A 21,535-nucleotide genomic window follows, 5' to 3' on the forward strand; every position below is an offset into this window, starting at 1 on the left:
ATACACATGAGGCTGAAGCTGACTCTGCACCGTCAGGGGGGCGAACCCGTCGACATCGTGATCACGACGGACTCCACCGCCACGGCGGGCGATGTGGCGCGCCACGTCGCATCGGCAGACCCGACGCGCTCGACCCCGGTCGCCGAAGGCGATGTGCTCACACTGGCGGTCGCGCCCCCGAACGGCGAACGTCTCGTGCCCCTGCAGCCCGACGTACCGATCGGCGAGGCCCCGATCGGATCCGGCTTCGCGGCATCCATCATCAACTACGGTCCTGACCATTCCTTCGCGGGCCAGCGGGATGCCGCGGGCGTGCTGCTCGCGACATCGGGAACGCTCGCCGGGCAGGAGTTCCCCATCTCCTCGGGGCACGTCTTCCTCGGCCGAGACGCCGGCAACGACGTCGTCCTCGCGGACCCCATGGTCTCGAAGCGGCACGCGCGGCTCGAGGTCGGCACCCACATCGAGGTCGTCGACCTGAACTCCGCCAACGGCGTGCTCGTCGACGGCCTCGCGGTGCAGCGCGTACGGATCGAGGAGGGCGAGCCGTTCGTCATCGGTGGCACGACGCTCGTGCTGCGCCTCGCCCGCTCCTTCGACGGATCGGCCGGCGAAGAGCCGATCATCGAACGCGGCGGTGGTCTGATGTTCAACCGCAGCCCCCGCGTCGAGGTGCGCTACCCCGGCACGGCCTTCAAGTTGCCGCGCCTGCCCACCGAGAAGATCGGCAAGATGTTCCCGTGGGCGATCATGGCCGCCCCGATCCTGATGGGCATGGCGTTGTACGCCATGAACGGGAACCCGCGTTCGCTCCTGATGATCGTGATGACCCCGCTGATGGCGTTGGGCAACATCATCAACCAGTCCGCGCAGAGCAAGAAGAGCGGGAACCATGAGGTGCTCCTCTTCGAGAGGCAGTACGAACAGCTCGAGGAGGATTTCTTCCGGGGCAAACCCGAGGAGGAGCGCGCCCGCAACGCGGAGGCGCCCGCGGTCGCCGAGATCTACGACCATGCGATGCGACTCGGCCCGATGCTGTGGACGAGGCGGCCGGAGCACTGGAACTTCCTCGGTCTGCGGCTCGGAAGCTGCCGACTCCCGGCGCGGAACAAGATCGACGACGCCGAGGTGCCCGACGGGCTTCCCGAGTTCATCGATCGCGTCGACCGCTTGCGGGAGCGCTACGAGTTCGTCGATGACGTTCCGGTGTTCGACACCATGGCGGATGCCGGCTCGATCGGCATCGCCGGCCCGCAGGGTCCCGTCGCCGACACGATGCGCGGCATCGCGGTGCAGATCCTGGGGCTGCACGCCCCGAACGACGTGGTCGCGGTGGCGTTCGCCGATTCGGCGTGGACGCCGGAGCTGGATTGGCTCAAGTGGATGCCGCACACCTCCAGCGAGAAGAGCCCGTTCCGCGACATGGCGCTCGCCGACTCCGCCCCGACGAGTGCGGCTCTGCTGAGCACGCTCGAGGAGTACGTCCAGCGAGCGGGAGAAGGCCGCGGCGAGCCGCGCGGGCCGTTCAAGGAGGAGTGGAATCCGCTGCTCTACGGCACCGACGTCTCGCGCGCGGCCGGTGACCATCTGGGCACCCCGCCGCTGTCGGTCATCGTCTTCGTGAGCGGTGACGCACCCGTCGATCGCGGACGCCTCACCGATGTGCTCGAGCGCGGCGCCGATCACGGCGTGCACGCGGTGTTCGTGTCGCCCACGGTCGAGTCGCTCCCGGCCGTGTGCCGCAGCTACATCGACGTCACCGACGGGCTCGACGATGCGCGGGTCGGTCTCGTCCGCAACGGCGAGTACTTCGAACACGTGCGGGTCGAGGGTGTCTCGAACGCGTACATGCACATGCTCGCTCGGCGCCTCGCACCGGTGCTGGATGCCAGCACGGCGGTGCACGACTCGTCCGACATCCCGGGCTCGGTGATGTTCCTGCAGCTCGTCGACCCGGCCATCGCCGAGGACCCGCACGTGGTGATCGAGCGCTGGCGGCAGAACAACACGATCGTCGACCGCTCCCCGAGCCCGAGGCCCCGCCTGAAGAAGGCCAGCACTCTGCGCGCGATCATCGGTCAGGGTGCGAGCGACGCCATGGCCCTCGACTTGCGCACGCAGGGTCCGCACGCGCTCGTCGGTGGGACGACGGGTGCCGGAAAGTCCGAGTTCCTGCAGGCGTGGGTGCTGGGCATGGCGGCGGCGCACAGCCCCGACCGCGTCACCTTCCTCTTCGTCGACTACAAGGGCGGATCGGCCTTCGCCGACTGCGTCGAGCTGCCGCACTGCGTGGGCCTCGTGACCGACCTGAGTCCGCACCTCGTGCGCCGCGCCCTGACCAGCCTGCGCGCCGAGCTGCAGCACCGCGAGCATCTGCTCAACCGCAAGAAGGCGAAGGACTTGATCGAGCTCGAGAAGCGGCAGGACCCGGAGGTCCCGCCCGCCCTCGTGCTGGTGATCGACGAGTTCGCCGCGCTGGCATCCGAGATGCCGGAGTTCGTGGACGGCGTCGTCGACATCGCGCAGCGCGGTCGTTCGCTCGGCATCCACCTGATCATGGCGACGCAGCGCCCAGCCGGCGTCATCAAGGACAACCTGCGCGCGAACACCAACCTGCGCATCGCTCTGCGCATGGCCGACGAAGCCGACTCGCGCGACGTCGTCGACGACGGCGTGGCTGCGACCTTCCCGGCATCCATCCCCGGACGCGCGATCGCCAAGACGGGTCCCGGCCGCCTGGTGCCGTTCCAGTCCGCCTACGCCGGCGGATGGACCACCGAAGAGGATGGGGCCACGGCCGAGGTGCGCGTGGCACCGCTGCGCTTCGGTGCCGCGGGAGAGTGGGAGCCGGATCTGCCTGCCGAGTCCGACTCGCACGAGGTCGACCTCGGCCCGAACGATCAGAAGCGCATCGTGTCGACGCTCATCCGGGCGAGCGAGACGGCGGCGCTCCCGCGTCCGCGCCGGCCGTGGCTCGACGACCTCGCGCCGCTCGTCGATCTGCGCGACCTTGCGAACGAGGGCGACACGCGCATCCCGATCGCCCTCGTGGACGTGCCGGAGAAGCAGCTGCAGCAGTCGGCCGTGTTCGCGCCCGACCGCGACGGCTCGCTCGTGATCTACGGCACATCGGGATCGGGCAAGTCGACCGTGCTCAAGACGATCGCGACTGCGGCAGGCATGCGGCCCGATCTAGGCCGCGTGCAGGTGTACTGCCTCGACTTCGCGTCCGGTGCGCTGGGCGCCCTGGCGACCCTCCCGCACGTCGGGTCGGTGGTCGACGGTGCGGACGTCGAGCGCATCCAGCGACTGCTGCGCACCCTCGACGGGGAGATGGATCGCCGTGCCGCCGCGTTCTCCGCGGCCAGCGCCGCCTCCGTCCAGGAGTATCGCGACCTGAAGGATCCGCGGATGCCGCGCATCCTGCTGCTGATCGACAACTACCCCGAGTTCAAGAAGGACTGGGAGGTCGCGGCGGGCCGCAGCGCGTTCTACCGCATGTTCATGCGCATCCTCGGCGAAGGCCGCACGCTGGGCGTGCACACGGTCATCACGGCCGACCGCGGGAACGCGGTGCCGAGCGCCGTCGCGGCGAACATCTCGCGACGCGTCGTGCTGCGCATGGGCGACCCGAGCCAGTACATGCTGCTCGCGGCGCCGCGCGACGTGCTCGACGAGCAGTCGGCACCGGGGCGCGCGATCGTCGACGGTCACGAGGCGCAGATCGCCGTGCTCGGCGGGACGCTGAACGTGGTCGAGCAGACCAAAGCCCTCGCGGCGCTGGGCGACGAGCTCCGTGCGAACGGCGTGCGCGACCTGCCCGAGATCGGCGCGCTCCCGACCATGGTCCTGTCGGCGGAGATGCCGACGAAGATGGACGGGATGCCGGTGTTCGGCGTCGCCGACGACACGCTCTCCGCGCACGGGTTCGAACCCATCGGTTCGTTCGTCATCACCGGACCTCCTGCGTCGGGCAAGACGAACACTCTGAAGGCGCTCGTCGTCGCCATGGAACGGTTCGATCCGAGCATCCGGTTGTACCACTTCGGTACCCGCCGTTCTGAACTCAAGGACTTCCGTCCCTGGGTGAAGAGCGCGACGCGTCCGGAGGACGAGAAGGATCTCGCGACCGAGCTCGCCGAGCTCGTGGTGAGCGATGCTTCCGGCGGTCGCATCATGATCGTGATCGAAGACATCCCGCATCTCGCCGACGGCCCGGCGGATCGTCCGATGCGCTCGCTTCTGCAGGCCATGAACAACAGCGACCACATGCTGATCGCGGATGCCGAGATCAGCCGCGCCAGCGGCAGCATCGGCGTGCTGGGCGAATGGAAGATCGCCCGACAGGGGATCGTGCTGAAGGCCGACACCTACGACGGCGACGCGATCTTCAAGACGCCGTTCGGACGGGTCAAGCGCACCGACTTCCCGGTGGGGCGAGGAATCTTCGTGCAGGCGGGTCGCACCGTGACGATGCAGATCCCGTTCGTCCCGGACGCGCCGGCAGCGCGGGTCTAGTGCGCAGGGGAGTGGGCACCTCTGCCCATTCCCGTTCGCGCAAGCGGTACCTAAGCTCCCCCGAGGAGGGTGGTGCGCCATGGGGATGATGTTGCCGAACGAGCTCATCTGGGTGATGGAGAAGCTCGGGTTCGAGTGGCCGGATGTCGACGAGGACGAGCTACGCCGTGGAGGCGACATCGTCAACACCTTCCGGGGCGAGTTCGAGGGTGCTGTCCAGTCGATCGACCGCAAGATCAACGGCGACCTCGCGGCAGCCATGCGAGGGCAGGCGGGGCCGGCGTTCGTGTCGGCGTGGAACACGAACCGATCGCAGAACCTGCAGAAGATCATCGACGTGCTCGGTCCCGTCCCCGCGGCGATCGACGTTGCGGCCACCGTGGTGACAGGGCTGAAGATCAAGGTGATCGCCGACGTGACGACCACCATGATCGCGCTGGTGGGAATGCTGACGAATCCGATCACCGCGGTGGGTGCGGGGCCGATGCTCATCATCAAGAAGAGAGTGCTCAACGCAGCCGTCGACATGGCGGTAGAGGAAGCCCTCGGGCAGCTGCTGCCGATGATGATCGAGCCGCTCGCGGAGGAACTGCCTGCAGTGATCGCCGCAGCATTGGACGCCCCGGTCGTCGAGGCCGTCGTCGGGGACACGGACGAGTTCTACGCCGATCTGCAAGCGCTCGAACAGGCACAATCCGAATTCGAGCTGAGTTCGACCGACATCGACAGTCTGATCGATCGGCTGATCGTCGATCTGTCCGGACTGAACATCACGGGGAGCTGACGTGGCCGGCAAAGCAGACGAGATCGGTGAGATCGCCGGGCGCGCTTTCAAAGACGTCGGCCATACGCTGAAACCGGTCGCGGAGCTGCCGACAGGCCTGATGCGGAAACAGCGTCGCAACCAGGACGACGTCGAGGAGAACGACTCTGCGGATGGCCTGTTCGACGGAGGTCAGCCGACACGGTCAGGTTCTGATGCGCGAGGACTGACTGATGGTGGTCCTGGTCACTGGGCCGAATCGCCGAGGCGGACCAAAGGCCAGGAATACCAGGAGTTCATCACAGGTGTCGAGCGGGGCACCGAGTATCGAGTCGATGGTGTGAATTTCGATGGGTATGACGGCACTCGTGGTGTGCTTCTCGATGCCAAGGATTGGCGGGATTTCCCCCCGGTGGACAGAGACTTCTGGCACAAGGGAACGTTGAACGAGATCGACAACCAGGTGACCGCCGCGGACGGGACGCCGATCGAGTGGCATTTCTCGACGCAGTCTGCGAAGAGCGAAGTCGATCGCCTGCTGCAACGGAACGACATGGTCGGTGACATCACCACCGTCTTCACGCCGGTTGGCTAGCATGGGAGCGCTATGGACAGCTTGAAGCCCTACTTCGGAGTCTTCTGGGGTGCGCGTGCGCAGACATTCGGTGAGTTCGCCGATCAGACGCGTGATTTCCTGCTCGGCTTGAGGAGCATTCATCCCGCATTCGCGACGCTGTACGTGCTGGGTGACAAAGCCGGCGATGAGGAGAAGCTCGGGGATGATCTCGAGAACCTCGACGCGCTCACGCGGGAACGAGGCTGGAACCGAAGCTCGCCCAGAGCGTGGTTCAGCGTCCTCGACCCTGACGGGTATCCGACACGCGAGACGGTGGTCGACGTCGGGTGGAGCCTCAGCATCGTGAACCAACCCGAGGGCGCGAAGACGCGCGACTTCGTGAGCATCGCGATCACGTCGGGGCAATCGGGAAGGCGAGTTCATCGAAATCGTGTCCTGCTGATGGTCGACGATGGGTCCTCGGCTTTGGTCGCTCCCGCTGTGGCGGAGCGGGTCTTCCGGTATCTGATCGAGTTCTGGCAAGCCGAACGAGGATGGCTCACCGAGGAAGGGTTTCGCTCGGCGGTGTGGGATGAGTCCACCCGCGAGCAGCTTGGCTGGCTGAATTTCCGAGACGATCCGGCCTTCGCCCGGTTCCTGCCCTCCGACACTCCGCTGGAACCGTACCGTGAGGGCATCATCTTCCGAATCGGCGACGGAGATGTGTTGAGCTCCGGAGACCAGGCGGCTGTCGCCACCGGCCGGGCGATACAGGACGCAGTGCGGGCTGAGCGAAGCGAGACATGACTCGCGCCGCGGCGTGTCCGGATCTCTGGTGACGTCGTACGGACCGTTCGCGGAGATGACCCCGTCCGGGCAGGTCGGCTGGATCGACGTGCGAGACGGACCCATCATCGATCAGGTCCGGCGGATGCTCGGCCACCTCGATGGTGCCGACAAGTACACATACAGCATCTGGCGCGGGCCGGATCCGGTCGAGGGTGACGGAATCCTTGTTCCGATCAGCGACGAGCGAGCCGTCCGGGTGGGTGCCCACGAGGTCTTCACCGCTGATGAGGCGGCCGCCATCTTCGACCACTTCTACCGGACTGACAGCGTGTCCGACGAGTTCCAGCGCCGCGAACTCGACCTTTCACAGGATCAGTCGGTTCGACATCGCGCGATTCGACGCTCTGACGACTCACACCGCAGACTCATGGGCACCACTCCCCATTTGTCGATCGGGGATCGTTGGCTAACCTCTTCGTAAGAGGCCGAGCGGCCTGAACGAGAAGACAACTGGAGGCGGTTCTCATGGCCCATGATTTTGGCGCAACGTACAGCGAGATGGAAAGCGCCTCGGCGCGACTTCGCGACGGACGCAGTGCAGTCAGCGACACGCTCAAGGAGCTGCAAGGCATCATCGACGATCTCGTGCAGGACGGCTTCAAGACGGAGAACGCGTCTGACGCCTACGCCACGGCGTACGAAGAGCTCACGACGTCGCTCGACGACGCCGCAGAGGCCGTGAACGACATGGCACAGGCCCTGGACCGCATGGCGGACCAGATCCGCGACACCGACGCCAACATGGCCGGCGGCGCCTGAACCATCGCGCATCGAGAGGTCGTGGGGTTGATCGCAAGATCAGCCCCACGGCCTCTCTCCATGCATGGGGCATGAGCGGACCGCCCCGAATAGAATCAGTCGGGGAACACGACCGGAGGACACGAGCGATGAGCGGAACACAGAGCTACTACTGGTACAACCTGACCTCGCAGTCGGTGGTGCGTGCGGACGAGCGTCCTTCGGAGGACGTCATCGGCCCGTTCGGCTCGCCGGAGGAGGCAGAGGAGTCGCCCGCGATGCTGCTGGAGCACGCACGCGCCTGGCTCGAGAGCGAAGAGAGCGAGCCGTTCCGCGCGCTGGTCGAAGAAGAAGACGGCACCGACCTCACGTGACGGACGGCTCATGAGGGGGGAGCGCCGCGTCGCGGCACCGATCGCTGCGCTGCTCGCCGTCGGGCTGGTCTCGTGCACCCCGGCGCTGCCGGAGACGGTCGTGCCGGACACGCAGATCACCGTCGGCTGGACCGGCGGCTTCACGTCGGTCAATGCCGCAGCCTCTCCCACCCGGGGCAACGTCGACATCGCGGAGACGATCCGCGCCGACTTCGGCGATCTCGTCGACGGCGAGTTCGTGGCCGACGAGGGCTTCGGCACGGTGACGATCGTCTCCGATGATCCGTTCACGGTGCGGTACGACCTCGCCGAGCCGGTCTGGTCGGACGACATCCCGCTCGACGCCGCGGACCTGCTGCTGGCATGGGCGGGGACGGCGGGTTACTTCGTGGCTTCCGAAGATGCGGCCGCCGATGCGGATGCCGTCGAGATGGAGGTCCCCGCTCTCGACGAGTTCGCGCGGGCGATCGACGTGACCTATCCGCAGCCGACCATCGACTGGCAGCGGGCGGTCTCCGCTCCCGTGCCCGCGCATGTCGTCGGACAGCGCGCCCTCGGTATCGACGATCCGATGGAGGCCAAGCAGGCCGTCATCCGCGCGATCCAAGAGGGCGACGACGACGCGCTGGCCGAGATCGCCACGGTGTGGAATGAGGATTTCGAGCTCGGGAAGGACGGGAAGCTCGCCGACGAACTTCTGCTCTCCAGCGGTCCGTTCCGGATCGACGAGGTCAGCGAAGACGAGGACGGACAGAGCGTCGCGCTCGTGCCCAATCCGTCCTATCGCGGTCTCGTGACGCCGAAGGTCGCCCGCATCGAGCTCGTTCCGAACGGTGACGCGCCGGAGAGCGAGGCCGGCGAGCGGCTCGACGTCGTGCAGCTCGCTCCCACCACCGCGAACCGCGAGATCATCCGCCAGCTCGAGCGCCAGGATTTCACGGTCGACACCCGGCACGACGGGACTCTCTGGGCGCTGATGCTCGACCCGACCGGGGTCTTCACCGGGGCGCAGGCCCGGGCGGCATTCCTCCGCACGGTGCCGGCGACGGCTCTCACCGAGCGCGGGTCCGGCGTCTGGGCGACCGCGTACACAGGCACCACCTCGATGCTGTCGGCACCGGGTTCCCGTGCGTACGACATCGTCAACGAGGACTCCGGTTTCTCGGCCGCGCTCGCCACTCCCGCCGACGACGCCGCCCTGGAACGGGAGAGTGCCGGGATCGCGCCGGGTGCGTCGGTGTGCGTGTTGTACGACGCCGGCAGCGAGTTCGCGGTGGGCGCGTTCGCCGCCCTGAGCGAAGCCGTCGCAGAAGCGGGCTGGAGCATCGCGGACTGCGGCAGTGCCGACTTCGCGGGTTCACTCGCGGCGGGCGCCTGGGATGCCGTGATCGCCCGGGTGCCGATCCCCGAGACGCCGGAGCAGATCCTCGATCAGTGGGGCAGTCAGGGCGCGGCATCCATCAGCGGGAGCGTCGATCCGGAACGCGATGCGCTGGTTGCCGAGTACGCGCAGACCACCGACGTGTACGAGGCGAGAGACCTTCTCGCCCAGATCGAGGCGACCATCGTCCGCGCCGCTGTCGCCCTGCCCATCGCCGTGAACCCGCGGGCGACGATCATCGATCGCGCCGTGACCGGCATCGCCCCGCGCACGGGCGCCGCGGCACCGCTCACGTACGGCGTCACGCAGTGGGAAGTCGTGCCGTGATTTCGGCGGGGTGGGTTGTTCTCCCCATCGCGGATATGCGGTCGCGACTCATAGAGTCTTCAATGGAGGTGTCGCTGTGGGAATGATGTTGCCGAATGAGCTTGTCTGGGTGATGGAGAAGCTGGGTTTTGAGTGGCCGGATATCGATGAGGACGAGGTTCGTAAGGGTGCCACGTTGGTGCGGAACTTCGGGTCGGATCTGGAGGGTGTGATCCAGGCGGTCGATCGTCAGGTGAATGGTGATCTGGGTGGGGCTCTGCGGGGTCAGACGGGTCCGGCGACGATGTCCGCGTGGAACACGAACCGGTCGCAGAATCTGCAGCAGCTGATCGACATCATGCCTCCGGCGGCGACGGCGATGGATGTCGGTGCGGATGCGATCTTCGCGTTGAAGATGAAGGTCATCGTGGATGTGTCGTCGACGTTGATCACCCTGGTGGCGATGTTGACGAATCCGATCACGGCGGCGGGTGCGGGTCCGATGCTGTTGATCAAGAAGAAGTTGTTGAATGCGGCGGTGGATATCGCCGTGGAGCAGTTGTTGATGCAGTTGGCGCCGATGTTGATCGAGCCGATGGCGGAGAAGCTGCCCGCGGTGATCGATGCGATCCTGGACGCGCCGATGGTGGAGGGTCAGGTCGGGGACTCGGATGAGTTCTATGCGGACCTGCAGGCCCTCGACGACGCGCAGTCGACGATGAAGCTGCATGGGTCGGACATTCAGACGTTGACGTCGAATTTCTTCTCGGAGTTCGAGGCGTTGGACTTCGGAGGGGATGACTGATGAGTGCGATCAAGCCGATCATCCGTGAGGTGAAGCAGTCGGTGCTGAAGGGCTTCGCTCACGCGAAGGACAAGCTGCACCAGCTCGCTGACAACCTCACCCAGCATGTCGATGACGTCGCCATCCGGGTGCGGGGCCAAGACCGGTTCGACGGTGCACCCGACGCGCCGACTCCTCTGCCGCCGAATCGCTTTCGCACCGACGACCGGACTCCTGAAAACATCTTCGCCGATGGCTTCCGACCGCGCGACCCGTCGCGGACGGATCTGGAGCAATACGTGCTGTATAACGTGCCTTCCAACTTCGTCGGCACCTCCAAGGATCCGACGTTGTATCTGAGGCCCCCGATCCCGACGCCCGACCCCGGATACCGCTACGTCATCCAGGACCCAGGTAATGGGGTCGACGTCAATCAGGCGTTCCCGAACAACCCCTATGCGAGCGAGTTCGAGGTGGCCTATCCGGGCGGAATCCCGACAGAGTTCATTGTCGGAGCGCAGCGAATAGGTGACGACCGTACAAGCCTCGGGGACTTCATTCCCAACCCGAACTTCCAAGGGGTGAGATAGTGGCTGAGATGAGATGGACGTATCAGATCGACCCCGCCTACGACCCTCGCGGCGAGATCCCAGGAGAAGCCGTCATCTCTGCCGCTCCGTGCGATGACGCGGGCAATGTGACGGGGCCGTGGCAGCAGAACCCGAACTACCGACCGACCGTGCTCGCCCAGCTGCTCAGCTCCCTTCCTGCAGACAGGTTTGTCATCGCTTTCGGGGCTTACTTGAGGGGAGAGTATTCCCGGGCGCAGCTTCGCGGCGAGTTCGAGAAGACAGAGTTCCACGCTCTCGCCACCGAGGATCGGGAGTCACTGCTGGTCATAGACGAGGGCGACGGGCCTGCGTATTCGTTGTTCACGACGCGCGAGCTTCTTCCTCGTGATTCGCCTCCTCCGACGATCGCTTTGCGAGGATCGCAGATTCTGCCGATTGCATCGAACTGTCGTGGCTTCGTGATCAACCGTTCCACCTTCGGATCGTTGTGGCTGCCCACCGCTGATCTTCTCGAGGATTGATGAAGAACCTGACATACGACGGCATCATCGCCGCTGCGGGAAATGTCTCTGTCCCCGCGACGGTTTCCGTAGTGCAGGATTTCGATCGACCGAACGGAAGGGAGTACACCGTCACGGTCGAGTTCGATCGACACGAGTTCACCGGCATGGGCGCAGATGCGTTCTGGGCCTTCGAGCGAGCGCGTGAACAGTACGAGCCTCTCGGGTGGAGGGTCGCGGTCCAAGGCGCTTCGGTGCATTGCTTTCCCAGCGGCATGCAGGGCGAGGCGGGCGCCCTCGTGGTGTACAGGCACCCGGAATCGCTCGAAGATGCGCAACCGGAGCCGGTCGTGACCTTCGCGGCCGCGGCGCTCGACGAGATCGTGACCTTCGCCGAGCAGATGGCAGCGCAACGAGAACGGATGGAGCCGTTACGCCGATCAGGTCAGACCGACAGGCGCCGACCATGAGAATCACCCCGTGATTCTCGTACGTACGTCGTCCTCAGGCTTCGGCATCGATGTAGCGCTGCTCGACGAGATACGTTCGCGGCGAGTGGACTGAGCACGGCTCGTCCTGGTGCCTGCGAGATTTGCTCCGCATTCTGGGTCACGGGTCTCGGACGGGCGGAAACGCTCGGCGTCAGCGACGAGTTCATGGCAGAGATCCGCCGCTGCCGCCACTGTGGCGCGTACTGGGAGGTCGGTGCGTTCAGTCACCCCAAGGTGATCACTCGGGCGCAGGCGACGCGAGAACTCCCCGACATCGATCGCCTCGAACAGGGGCTCGGGATCGCGTTCCCCGATCCGCAGACAATCGAAAGCGAGTGAGTCGGACAATGCCGACACGCCCGCCCATGGCCTGACTCGATGGTCAGGACATTCTGGTCACACGAGGGATCGTTCGGGAGGAAGAGACGCACATGACGACACCAGTCATCGACCCCGCAGATATCCTGAAAGCATGACGGCAGGGTCGCGCGGGATCCAGGTGATGCGCGAAGGGATCGTGCGAGACGCCACTGTATCGTGGCGGTTCGAGGAGCCCTTCTCCTGGGTCGTGGAGGTGCGCAGCTCCGGATTCGGCACGGCCGAAGCACGCGCGGACGACGCGTTCGAGGCGCTCTGTCTCGTACGGGAAGAGCTGGAGCCGTTCGGCTGGCGGATCGGCGTAGCGGGTTCGCACGCCGATGTATGGCCGAGCGGAATGGCCCGCGACCAGGGCGGCGGTCTGCGCGCGTATCGGATGACATCCGAGAGCGTGGGGGATCTCGTGGACACGTTCGAGCCGGTTGAACCCGCGTCGGTGACCACGGTGGCCGTGCAGCGGTCGGAGACCGAGCGGCTGTACGACGCGATTCGGCATCGGGCGCGAACGGGTGAGGACTGATGAAGAATCTGACCTACGACGGCGTCATCGCTGCTGCGGGTGATGTCTGTGTTACCTCGATCACGCCAGACCGATCGGCGCCGACCATGAGAGTGGACCCGTGACAGCGCACGTCGACTCGACGTACCCGGGTGCCTGCGAGGTCTGCTCGGGGTATTGGGCGACGTACGCGCCGGAGGCGCGCGCCGCGATCATCGGCGAGAGCGAAGAATTCATGGCAGAGGTGCGTCGCTGCCGCTCCTGCGGCACCTACTGGGAGGTCGGCGCCTTCAGCTACCCCCAGGTCATCTCCCGCGACCAGGCTCGGCGCGAGCTTCCTGAGCTCGATGCTCTCGAGCAGGCGCTGAGTATCGACTTCCCGAACCCTGCATGAGCCTGAGCGAAGCACGCACGATGATGGATGCCACGCTCACCGCCGCGATCATCGCGTACGTCGGATACGGCTCGCGGCGTACGCCGGGAGCCGATGACGCGGCGGTCCTCGCGATGGACGTGCCCGACGCCGAAGCACTCCTCGGCGAGGTGAAACAGATCGTGAAGGCCAGCGACGCCCTGAGCATCCGCAGAGAGGCCTTCGGCGATCAGGACAAGTCGACTCTCTTCGGCATCGAATTCGAGAAGATCCGCCCCGGCCTGAGCGCTGAGGCTCTTCGCGCTCTCTCCTGGCGGTGGTCCTACCATGCGTTCTTCTGATGGGCGGCGGTAGCGTGCAGTACCAGCCCCGGCTTCGACGGAGGAGCGACAGATGCCGCATGACGACATGACCGTTGACGATGTGCTCGACCTGGTTCGCGCGCATCTCCCCGCTGCGACGAAGGCGTACAGGAGGTCGGATGTCGAACTGACCTTCGTCCTGTACGACGCCTTCGCCGTGCGCGGCTCGTACGATGACTACGGCAGCGGCAGCTGGGGATTCGGCATCCTCTTGGGCGGAGACGCGTCGGTGTCCGAGGTGCTCGGAAGGCGGCTGTCGATCCGCGGAACTCGGGATCAGGTTCGGGAAGCACTGAAGGCCATCGACGAGTATGTGCGGTTGCGGGTGGGGCGCGAATATCTCGCGGCCTACGAGGCCGCGTACGGGGCGAGAGGGTTCCAGCCGTGACAGACCAGAACACAGATCTGAGCGAAGCCATCGTGGTCTACCTCACCAACTACCCCGGAAAGAACGAGGCCGCGTTCGAGGCGCGGTACGGCTCGACGGGAATTCGCGAGCAGGTACGTGCGATGCTGGACGAGACGATCAGCACCCGGATCGACTGGGCAGGCATGTCCCTCAGCGAGATCGGTGACGAGCTCGAACGCGTGATGCACGTGAGGCACCCGGAGCTGTCGGATGCCGCGATCAGCAAGCTCCGCAACTACTACACGTACCTGGTCAAATGAGGGGGAACTGACCGATGAGCGCGATCAAGCCGATCATCCGCGAGGTGAAGCAGGCGGTCCTCTCGGGCATGGCCCTTTCACGCGACAAGCTGCACCAGCTGACCGACAACATTGGCAACCATGTCGATGACGTCGCGAAGCGGGTCCGCGGACAGGATAAGTTCGAGGGCCGCGATGCACCGTGGGCGCTGCGCGGCGGATGGGACCGGAACTCCTCGACGCAGCCGGGCGACTATGGGCCGGCGGGCGGTACGACCACGATCACAAGAACGACCGTCCGGACCCGGAGGACTACCTCAGCGAGGACTACATCCGGCGGCACCTCGCACGGTTCGATGACGGTGAGAGCCGCATCTACGTCACGGACTCGCTCAACAACTACGGGCCCGCGCAAGCGGATCACGACGCCTTCGTCTTTCCGACCGAGGACCTCGACCGGGTCCTCGACGAGGCGGGCCACGACACCGACAAGCTCGAGGATCTGCTCGGGTTCGATCGGGGCTCGCTGCGCGACGACGACGGCAACCCCCTCCAGATCGAGATCCGGCACTTCTCGCCCGATGAGCTCGACGGACTCACCGTTCCGTCGGGACGCGAGGACGGTGCGAACCAGAACTGGCTGCCCGGCGGCTATCTGCCGACCGGCGTTCCGGAGGCCGTGATCACGATGCCCGACACGGCCACCGGCTCGCGCAACGGCGGCGGCGGGCCGGCATCGTGGCCGGGAACCTCCGGCGGCAGCTACGAGTTGCGGTGACCCGCACCATGATCTTTCGCAAGAGGCAGCGCTCGGTCGGCCCGGACCTTCCGGACGGCACTCGCGCCCTGCATCCGTTCGATGATCGGCTCGGACGCACATCGGGGGTCGCGCAGATCAGCGCCGCGGATGCCGAGGCACGCTGGGAGGCGGGGGAGGAACTCCACCTGGTCCCCGCGCACGACCCGGGCGACGTCGTGCCGTGGTCTCTCACGGCCCGACGCGGTCACGACTACGTGGTGAACGAGTACGCCGCTGACGGTCGTCGCATGCGGAGTGAGCGGTGGGTGCAGGACGGCGACCGGGTGCGCATGGCCCGTGGCGAGGCGCGGTTCGAACAGGGTGGCGCTCAAGGGCCTCCCGCGTATCAGGTGGAATGGGATGCGTACCCCGGTGGAGCGATGCGGATCGAGATCATCGGTCCGCGCGTGGAGGACGACGAGGTGACCGGATTCCGGTCCGCTGCGCAAGCGCAGATCGAGCGGCCCGCGCCCGCCCTCGACGCGGTTCTCGACCTGCGGGAGGCCGACGACCTCGACCCTTCCGACTTCTCTGGCCTCGCCCCGCGGGAAGCCGCCGAGCTCTATGCGCGCAGCCGTGCCCGGGGTGCGGCTCCGCTCACGACCCAGGACGTGTTCGGGGAGGCATCGCTCCGCACCGGGGCGGTCGTCCTCGCCACGTCGCGCCAGATCGTCGGCGTGATCGACGCGATCGTCCACTCGGGCGCCACCGCAGGCAATCCCGCCGCGAACGTCCCGGTGCTCCGACGGGGATCGGCGACCATCATCCCGCTGGGGGCGCAGGGCGATGCACCGGAGTACTGGGCCGACGTGCGCGCCCAGTTGGTGGCGCTCTCGAACAGCGTGCGATGGGCTCTCGAGCATCGGGCAGGAGGGCGGGTCACCCTCGACCTCTTCGACGTGCCGGCCACGGAGGTGCGCTCGTATCGGTCGCGCCTCGTGGCAGCAGGCGCGACGCGCGCCGGTCTCTGGCGCCCCGAGCCAGCTCTCGCCGTGGTCCTCGTGGTGTCGGGGGATCCGGATGCCGGCACGCTGACGCACGCACTCCACCTGATGCCGAGCGCGTGGGTGACGTCGCCCGAACCGCTCGAAGAGCCGATCGACGTCGCCTGGTCCTGGGCAGAGGTCGAAAGTGCTGCCGGATAGTCTGGTGAGAAGCCGAGGAGAGGATCGCAGCGCATGTCGACTGCCGTCGAGGGTCTGAACGTGAGCGTCGTCCCGCGGATCTATGGGGCGAACGAGCTCGGAGTGCTGGCGATCACCGCACCCGGTGAGGCGCACCCCCGCGTCCAGTACGCCGGCGGCGAGCTCTTCGTGGGACTCGACGAATCGAGCGACCGAACCGCGATCACCGAGGGCCAGGCGGAGGGGTGGGCCCAGCCCTGCCCCGAAGTCGCGGTCGCTGCCGTCTCGCCGAGGAACTCTACGACGCGGGCGCCCCGCTCGTCAGTGCGCACCCGATCGTGCGGACGGATGCCGAGTGGGCGCCGTTCCCGTGGCGCGAGCAGTTCCCCGCGCTCGAGATGCGGTTCGAACGCGTCCTCCGCCTGTTCAGCGTGCGCGCGTACGAGGCCCAGACGGCGGCCCTGCAGCGCCCGGACGTGCGCTACATCGACCCCAAGGTCCGCGTGCTCGATTCCGGTGTCACGACCACGTTCGCGGCGTGGCCGAAGGGCGTCGCGTCGCTTCTCCCCGTCGTCGACAACGTGATCGTCGCGAACAGCTCCGGCGAGGGCACGCAGCTCAGCGTCACGACCATGGCGCAGTTCCTCGAGGCAGGCGGCGACGCCATCGTCCGTACAGGTCTGTCGCCGGCGCGGTACTTCGTGCCGGGCGAGGCTCCGCGCAATTGACTTCTGGTCGACCGATGGATTTCGACATGGACCTGCACCGAGATGCCGCGCTGGCGTTCGGGGCGACGTCGTTGCGCGCGGGGGGAATGCTCCCTTATGAAGGGCGCTCGCTGCTCGGCCGGCCGGAGGGCCTCCCTCCCGAAGTCTTCGTGACGCGAGAGGACGGATGGGTCGCCCCGAACAATCCGATCCTCATCCGCGGAGCTGCCAGGATCATGCCGCTCGCGTGGCGCGGCGAACCCGAGAGTGGCTACAACGCCTACGCGGAGGTGGGGCAGCTCGCCGCCTTCGCGTCGAGGGTTCAGGACACGGGCTCCTACTGGGCGGGTCCGTGGCGCACGCTCGGCGAACTCGAGGAGTGCGACGGCGCCAGCATCCGCTCGTATGTCGACGCGCTCCGGGCGGCGGGGGCGACGCAGGTCAGCTCCTGGACATACTCCGATGCCTTCGGCGTGGCGCTCGTCGGGGCCGGCGTCGAGGATGAAGCAACGGTGTCGCTCGCACTCCACGTCGTGCCCGTCGGTTGGGTCTCCGAGCGCTACGCCAGCGGCCCTGTCCCCGGCATCGATGTGAGATGGTCGTGGGCAGAGGTGATCGATCTGTTCGCCGCCCGGATCGCCGCCGAGCAGCCGCCCGACTCGGCCGCGGCTCACGAGCCGGAGCGAGGCATGCGATGAATTGGCCCGCGAAGATCACGGAGCTCATGCGGTTGAAAGCGCAGATCGATCATCTGGACGTCGATCACATCTTCCCGCACACGCTGCCATCGGTCGCGGCGACACCCGACCGGTTGGCCGCGTACGAGGAGCACACGGGACTGAACCTCGATCAGGGGCATCGGTCTTTTCTTGCCGCGGCGGATGGATGGAGCGCGTTCTTCGAGACGCAGGATCTCTTGAGTGTCGAGCAGTTGGCCTCAGGCGAGCACCGTGACCTCTTCACGGCCTGGATCGATACGGCTCCGCCGCAGGCCCGAGCGCAAGGATATTCCTCGAGGACTCTGTTCCCGATCGCCGTCGATCTCGACATGCCGTTCCACGCGGCGATGCCGGTGATGGATGCGCGTGTGGCGAGTCAGGTCCTCTCCCTGGACGCGACGGGGATCATCGAGACGTTCGACTCCTTCGAGGCGTACTTCGATGGGATGATCGCCTACACCCGGCGCACCCTGGTCGACTTCGAAATGGGAAAGTACCGCCTCTGACGCGAACGCATGGGCTGATCTCCCCATCGCGTCGGCATCCGCTTCCTGGGTAGCGTCAGGGCCGGAGGTGGTCGACGTGGGAATGATGTTGCCGGACGAGCTCATCTGGGTGATGGACAAGCTGGGCCTCGAGTGGCCCGACATCGATGAGGACGAGGTGCGCAAGGCCGCCGTCTACGTGCGCGCCTATCGCGACGACATGGAGGCGCTCGTGCAGACCGCCGACCGCCGGATCAACGGCGAGCTGGCGGCCGCGATGCGCGGTGAAGCCGGCACCGCGCACGTGACGGGGTGGAACCGCAACCGCTCGGAGAACGTCCAGCAGCTGCTCGACATCCTGGGTCCGGCCGCCGTGGGCATCGACATCGCCGCCGACATCGTGCTGGCTCTGAAGATGAAGGTGATCGTCGATGTCACCCTCACGCTCGCCCAGCTGATCCCACTGCTGGCTGCAGGACCCCTCGGGGCGGGCGGGGCCGCAGTGCTCATCCTCGCGCGCAAGAAGCTCTTCTCGATGGCGATGGAGATCACGCTCGAGAAGGTCATCGACGAGGTGCTTCCTCTGGCGATCGAACCTCTTGCAGAGCAGGTCCCTGGGCTGGTGATGGCGCTCATGGATGCGCCTGTGGTCGAAGGCACGGTCGGCGATGTCGACGAGTTCTTCGCGGATCTCGATGCTCTCGACCAGGCGGCCTCCGACATGGATGCTCACGCCGCCGACGTCGAGGACCTCACTGATCGGCTGCTCGCCGACATCGCCAATCTGCAGATCTCGGGAGCCTGACCCATGACGCTGAAGAAGTTCATGCACGACCTCGTGGACGCGGTCGACGGTGCGGGGCATGAGTTCAAGCAGGGTTTCGCGAGCGCCTTCCGCAAGCGCGGCGGCAAGCACAGAGCGGATGCCGACGTCATCCGCGGGTGGGATCGACGCAACGTCGACTACGAGCCTCGCCATCGTGGCGATGGTAAGCCACCGACATCGCACGCGAAGGACTACGACATCCGGGATGACGTGCGGCGGGGGCTCGATTCACTCGGGCACGTGCCGAAGCACGCCGATCCCGACTACGACGCCGCGCGGGACCTCGGGACCTCACTGGGCAAGGACGTCCGCGGCCTCCCGGGGGATGTGCTCGACGAGGTGAAGGGCGTGCCGAAGAAGGCGCCGAAGCAGCTGCTCGAGGAGCTGTACGAGGACGCGATCGGTCAGGACAACCCCGACAAGTACGGCCAGACGCCCCAGGGAGACATGCGGCTGCTCGCGCCGGCGAGCGAAGCCGCTGATCTCAGCGGTCTGAGCAACGGCGAACTCGAGGAGCGGTTCGGGCTCGCCCCCGGTTCGCTCGACGGGGCGACCGTCGAGGTCACGTCGATCCCGGGTTCCCGCTTCGCCAGCGTCGAGTTCGAACGTCCCGAGCAGAGATGATTCTCCCGGCCGGGGAGCGCTACCCATGGTGTGAATAAGCGAGGGCGACGTACAGTCTGAGCAGGAGGTGTCGCTGTGGGGATGATGTTGCCGAATGAGCTTGTCTGGGTGATGGAGAAGCTGGGTTTTGAGTGGCCGGATATCGATGAGGATGAGGTTCGTAAGGGTGCGAGCCTGGTGCGGAACTTCGGGTCGGATCTGGAGGGTGTGATCCAGGCGGTCGATCGTCAGGTGAATGGTGATCTGGGTGGGGCTCTGCGGGGTCAGACGGGTCCGGCGACGATGTCCGCGTGGAACACGAACCGGTCGCAGAATCTGCAGCAGCTGATCGACATCATGCCTCCGGCGGCGACGGCGATGGATGTCGGGGCGGATGCGATCTTCGCGTTGAAGATGAAGGTCATCGTGGATGTGTCGTCGACGTTGATCACGCTGGTGGCGATGTTGACGAATCCGATCACGGCGGCGGGTGCGGGGCCGATGCTGTTGATCAAGAAGAAGTTGTTGAATGCGGCGGTGGATATCGCGGTAGAGCAGTTGTTGATGCAGTTGGCGCCGATGTTGATCGAGCCGATGGCGGAGAAGCTGCCCGCGGTGATCGATGCGATCCTGGACGCGCCGATGGTGGAGGGGCAGGTCGGGGACTCGGATGAGTTCTATGCGGACCTGCAGGCCCTCGACGACGCGCAGTCGACGATGAAGCTGCATGGGTCGGACATTCAGACGTTGACGTCGAATTTCTTCTCGGAGTTCGAGGCGTTGGACTTCGGAGGGGATGACTGATGAGTGCGATCAAGCCGATCATCCGTGAGGTGAAGCAGTCGGTGCTGAAGGGCTTCGCTCACGCGAAGGACAAGCTGCACCAGCTCGCCGACAACCTCACCCAGCATGTCGACGACGTCGCCCGGCGCGTGCGCGGCCAGGACAGTTACAACGGCCCCGAGGGCAATGGGGTGCCGGGCTCCGGCCGGCCCGACAACGGTGCGGATTCCGGTCGCGGAGTGGACAGGGGTGATGGCCGCGACCACCTCGGTCATTACGCCAACGGTCAGGAGAACAAACCCTGGGTGGACAAGGAGAAGCTCGGCCTGGAGAACTATGGCAACGACAACGACGTCGAGGTCATCACCACCCAGGTGCGAGTCGACTATCCCGGTTCACCCCAAGACGGTCGTCGGTATGACGGGCTGGTGAGGAACGACGATGGTCCGAATACGTACGACGGGATCGAGATCAAGTCGGGCGACGCCATTGCCAACTACACGAGGCCGGGGAACACGCAGTATCAGTTCGACAATGCGGTGAACGACGGCACGCCCGCCCATGGCAGACTCGATGGTCAGGACATTCTGGTCACACGAGTGATCGTTCGGGAGGAACCATGACGCGGTACGGACCCTACGCGGAGACCACCCCTCGCGGGCAGACGGGCTGGCTCGACGGGGCACGCCGGCCTGTGCCCGAGCATCTGCGTCTCATGCTCGGTCACCTGGACGGCGACGGCAAGTACACCTACAGCATCTGGCGTGCGACGAATCCGGAGAGCATCATCGTGACGCGCAAGGATGCCGGCGACACGTTCCTGCAGGCGGCTGGTTCGGCGTCGGCCATGACGATAGAGATCCGGAAGCCCGGCCCCGACGGCAAGGGCCGTCTCTACACCGTCGGTCGGGACGTTGCGACCGATAAAGCCGCGATCCTCATTCCGATCAACGACAAGCGGGCGGTGCGGGTCTCCGCCAACGAAGTCTTCTCCGCGGACGAAGCGGCCGCGATCTTCACGAAGTATCACGAGACTGGCACCCTCGCAGAGCCGTTCGTCTTCCGCGAACTGGACCTGTCCCAGGACCAGTCTGTGGCGCGCTAGGAGACCGAGGATCGATTGCTTTCTCTACGTCGACAAAGTTGGCGCCGGTCCTGAGCATTCGAGCATCCCGATCAACTCCGCTTCTCCCTGAACCGGATGGACGGCTCGTCGTTCTGGGCGTACAGCCTGGAACCGACCGAGTTCCCGAGCCGTACACGCTCCGCGAACTCGATGTGACCCGGTGACGGTGGGCTGATCCACCCATCGCGCGACACGGCGTCACTTCGGTTGGGAACCTCGGTATGCGGGAGACGATCGCGGCGATCCATGCGGATGGTCGGTCTGGTACTGT

Annotated in this window: 28 protein-coding genes; all 28 read left to right on the forward strand. The window is 66.1% G+C overall.

What is annotated here, in order from left to right:
- The first annotated feature begins 6 nt into the window (after positions 1 to 6).
- The 28 genes from RS85_RS13955 to RS85_RS19095 all read left to right on the forward strand — a co-directional run bounded on the left by RS85_RS13955 (position 7) and on the right by RS85_RS19095 (position 21,243).
- On the forward strand, positions 7 to 4,518 hold the full coding sequence (locus RS85_RS13955) for an FtsK/SpoIIIE domain-containing protein (protein WP_046014068.1): 4,512 nt from the start codon (positions 7 to 9) through the stop codon (positions 4,516 to 4,518).
- Between the two features lie 79 nt (positions 4,519 to 4,597).
- Complete coding sequence (locus RS85_RS13960; protein ID WP_235282445.1) at positions 4,598 to 5,302, forward strand: WXG100-like domain-containing protein; 705 nt, start codon at positions 4,598 to 4,600, stop codon at positions 5,300 to 5,302.
- Position 5,303: 1 nt separating this feature from the next.
- A complete protein-coding gene (locus RS85_RS13965; RefSeq protein WP_046014069.1) occupies positions 5,304 to 5,876 on the forward strand; it encodes a Tox-REase-5 domain-containing protein in 573 nt (190 codons plus the stop codon).
- 12 nt (positions 5,877 to 5,888) lie between these two features.
- Positions 5,889 to 6,644, forward strand: coding sequence for a hypothetical protein (locus RS85_RS13970; protein ID WP_046014070.1), 756 nt, complete (start codon positions 5,889 to 5,891; stop codon positions 6,642 to 6,644).
- A 55-nt stretch (positions 6,645 to 6,699) separates the two neighbouring features.
- Positions 6,700 to 7,107 carry a hypothetical protein gene (locus RS85_RS13975; RefSeq protein WP_152642432.1) on the forward strand — a complete coding sequence of 136 codons (408 nt, stop codon included), beginning with the start codon at positions 6,700 to 6,702 and terminating at the stop codon, positions 7,105 to 7,107.
- Between the two features lie 44 nt (positions 7,108 to 7,151).
- Positions 7,152 to 7,445: a WXG100 family type VII secretion target gene (locus RS85_RS13980; protein WP_235282446.1), complete on the forward strand. Its 294-nt coding sequence runs from the start codon at positions 7,152 to 7,154 to the stop codon at positions 7,443 to 7,445.
- A 128-nt stretch (positions 7,446 to 7,573) separates the two neighbouring features.
- Positions 7,574 to 7,798 (forward strand): hypothetical protein, encoded by a 225-nt coding sequence (locus RS85_RS13985; protein WP_046014073.1) that lies wholly within the window; start codon positions 7,574 to 7,576, stop codon positions 7,796 to 7,798.
- Positions 7,799 to 7,808: 10 nt separating this feature from the next.
- Entirely contained in the window at positions 7,809 to 9,506 is a 1,698-nt protein-coding gene (locus RS85_RS13990; RefSeq protein ID WP_046014074.1) for an ABC transporter substrate-binding protein, read from the forward strand.
- 82 nt (positions 9,507 to 9,588) lie between these two features.
- Positions 9,589 to 10,290 (forward strand): WXG100-like domain-containing protein, encoded by a 702-nt coding sequence (locus tag RS85_RS13995; RefSeq protein ID WP_046014075.1) that lies wholly within the window; start codon positions 9,589 to 9,591, stop codon positions 10,288 to 10,290.
- Positions 10,290 to 10,859, forward strand: coding sequence for a scabin-related ADP-ribosyltransferase (locus tag RS85_RS14000; RefSeq protein WP_052703575.1), 570 nt, complete (start codon positions 10,290 to 10,292; stop codon positions 10,857 to 10,859). The genes RS85_RS13995 and RS85_RS14000 overlap by 1 nt, the downstream gene beginning before the upstream one ends.
- A gap of 149 nt (positions 10,860 to 11,008) precedes the next feature.
- Complete coding sequence (locus RS85_RS19080) at positions 11,009 to 11,362, forward strand: hypothetical protein (protein ID WP_152642433.1); 354 nt, start codon at positions 11,009 to 11,011, stop codon at positions 11,360 to 11,362.
- Positions 11,362 to 11,811, forward strand: a complete 450-nt coding sequence (locus RS85_RS19085) for a hypothetical protein (RefSeq protein ID WP_052703577.1) — start codon at positions 11,362 to 11,364, stop codon at positions 11,809 to 11,811. The genes RS85_RS19080 and RS85_RS19085 overlap by 1 nt, the downstream gene beginning before the upstream one ends.
- A gap of 186 nt (positions 11,812 to 11,997) precedes the next feature.
- On the forward strand, positions 11,998 to 12,171 hold the full coding sequence (locus tag RS85_RS19735; RefSeq protein WP_160298631.1) for a hypothetical protein: 174 nt from the start codon (positions 11,998 to 12,000) through the stop codon (positions 12,169 to 12,171).
- A gap of 133 nt (positions 12,172 to 12,304) precedes the next feature.
- Positions 12,305 to 12,730 carry a hypothetical protein gene (locus tag RS85_RS14015; protein ID WP_046014076.1) on the forward strand — a complete coding sequence of 142 codons (426 nt, stop codon included), beginning with the start codon at positions 12,305 to 12,307 and terminating at the stop codon, positions 12,728 to 12,730.
- Positions 12,731 to 12,830: 100 nt separating this feature from the next.
- Positions 12,831 to 13,103 carry a hypothetical protein gene (locus RS85_RS14020; protein ID WP_046014077.1) on the forward strand — a complete coding sequence of 91 codons (273 nt, stop codon included), beginning with the start codon at positions 12,831 to 12,833 and terminating at the stop codon, positions 13,101 to 13,103.
- Positions 13,100 to 13,423: a hypothetical protein gene (locus tag RS85_RS14025; protein ID WP_046014078.1), complete on the forward strand. Its 324-nt coding sequence runs from the start codon at positions 13,100 to 13,102 to the stop codon at positions 13,421 to 13,423. Before RS85_RS14020 ends, RS85_RS14025 begins: the two co-directional genes overlap by 4 nt.
- A gap of 67 nt (positions 13,424 to 13,490) precedes the next feature.
- A complete protein-coding gene (locus RS85_RS14030; protein WP_235282447.1) occupies positions 13,491 to 13,832 on the forward strand; it encodes a hypothetical protein in 342 nt (113 codons plus the stop codon).
- Positions 13,829 to 14,113 (forward strand): hypothetical protein, encoded by a 285-nt coding sequence (locus tag RS85_RS14035; protein ID WP_046014080.1) that lies wholly within the window; start codon positions 13,829 to 13,831, stop codon positions 14,111 to 14,113. The genes RS85_RS14030 and RS85_RS14035 overlap by 4 nt, the downstream gene beginning before the upstream one ends.
- Positions 14,114 to 14,312: 199 nt before the next feature.
- A complete protein-coding gene (locus RS85_RS14040; RefSeq protein WP_052703578.1) occupies positions 14,313 to 14,870 on the forward strand; it encodes a hypothetical protein in 558 nt (185 codons plus the stop codon).
- Positions 14,867 to 16,036 carry a hypothetical protein gene (locus RS85_RS14045; protein ID WP_046014081.1) on the forward strand — a complete coding sequence of 390 codons (1,170 nt, stop codon included), beginning with the start codon at positions 14,867 to 14,869 and terminating at the stop codon, positions 16,034 to 16,036. The genes RS85_RS14040 and RS85_RS14045 overlap by 4 nt, the downstream gene beginning before the upstream one ends.
- A gap of 224 nt (positions 16,037 to 16,260) precedes the next feature.
- On the forward strand, positions 16,261 to 16,743 hold the full coding sequence (locus RS85_RS14050) for a hypothetical protein (RefSeq protein ID WP_046014082.1): 483 nt from the start codon (positions 16,261 to 16,263) through the stop codon (positions 16,741 to 16,743).
- Positions 16,744 to 16,769: 26 nt separating this feature from the next.
- A complete protein-coding gene (locus tag RS85_RS14055; protein WP_200894843.1) occupies positions 16,770 to 17,420 on the forward strand; it encodes a hypothetical protein in 651 nt (216 codons plus the stop codon).
- Entirely contained in the window at positions 17,417 to 17,947 is a 531-nt protein-coding gene (locus tag RS85_RS19090) for a hypothetical protein (protein WP_052703579.1), read from the forward strand. The genes RS85_RS14055 and RS85_RS19090 overlap by 4 nt, the downstream gene beginning before the upstream one ends.
- An 82-nt stretch (positions 17,948 to 18,029) precedes the next feature.
- Positions 18,030 to 18,731 (forward strand): WXG100-like domain-containing protein, encoded by a 702-nt coding sequence (locus RS85_RS14065; RefSeq protein ID WP_046014083.1) that lies wholly within the window; start codon positions 18,030 to 18,032, stop codon positions 18,729 to 18,731.
- Positions 18,732 to 18,734: 3 nt separating this feature from the next.
- Positions 18,735 to 19,376, forward strand: coding sequence for a hypothetical protein (locus RS85_RS14070; protein ID WP_046014084.1), 642 nt, complete (start codon positions 18,735 to 18,737; stop codon positions 19,374 to 19,376).
- An 81-nt stretch (positions 19,377 to 19,457) separates the two neighbouring features.
- On the forward strand, positions 19,458 to 20,159 hold the full coding sequence (locus tag RS85_RS14075) for a WXG100-like domain-containing protein (RefSeq protein ID WP_046014085.1): 702 nt from the start codon (positions 19,458 to 19,460) through the stop codon (positions 20,157 to 20,159).
- Positions 20,159 to 20,761, forward strand: a complete 603-nt coding sequence (locus RS85_RS14080; protein WP_046014086.1) for a hypothetical protein — start codon at positions 20,159 to 20,161, stop codon at positions 20,759 to 20,761. Before RS85_RS14075 ends, RS85_RS14080 begins: the two co-directional genes overlap by 1 nt.
- Positions 20,758 to 21,243 carry a hypothetical protein gene (locus RS85_RS19095; protein WP_052703580.1) on the forward strand — a complete coding sequence of 162 codons (486 nt, stop codon included), beginning with the start codon at positions 20,758 to 20,760 and terminating at the stop codon, positions 21,241 to 21,243. Before RS85_RS14080 ends, RS85_RS19095 begins: the two co-directional genes overlap by 4 nt.
- Positions 21,244 to 21,535: the final 292 nt, after the last annotated feature.

The organism is Microbacterium sp. SA39, assembly GCF_000967865.1.
In the GTDB taxonomy this organism is placed as follows: Bacteria; Actinomycetota; Actinomycetes; order Actinomycetales; family Microbacteriaceae; genus Microbacterium.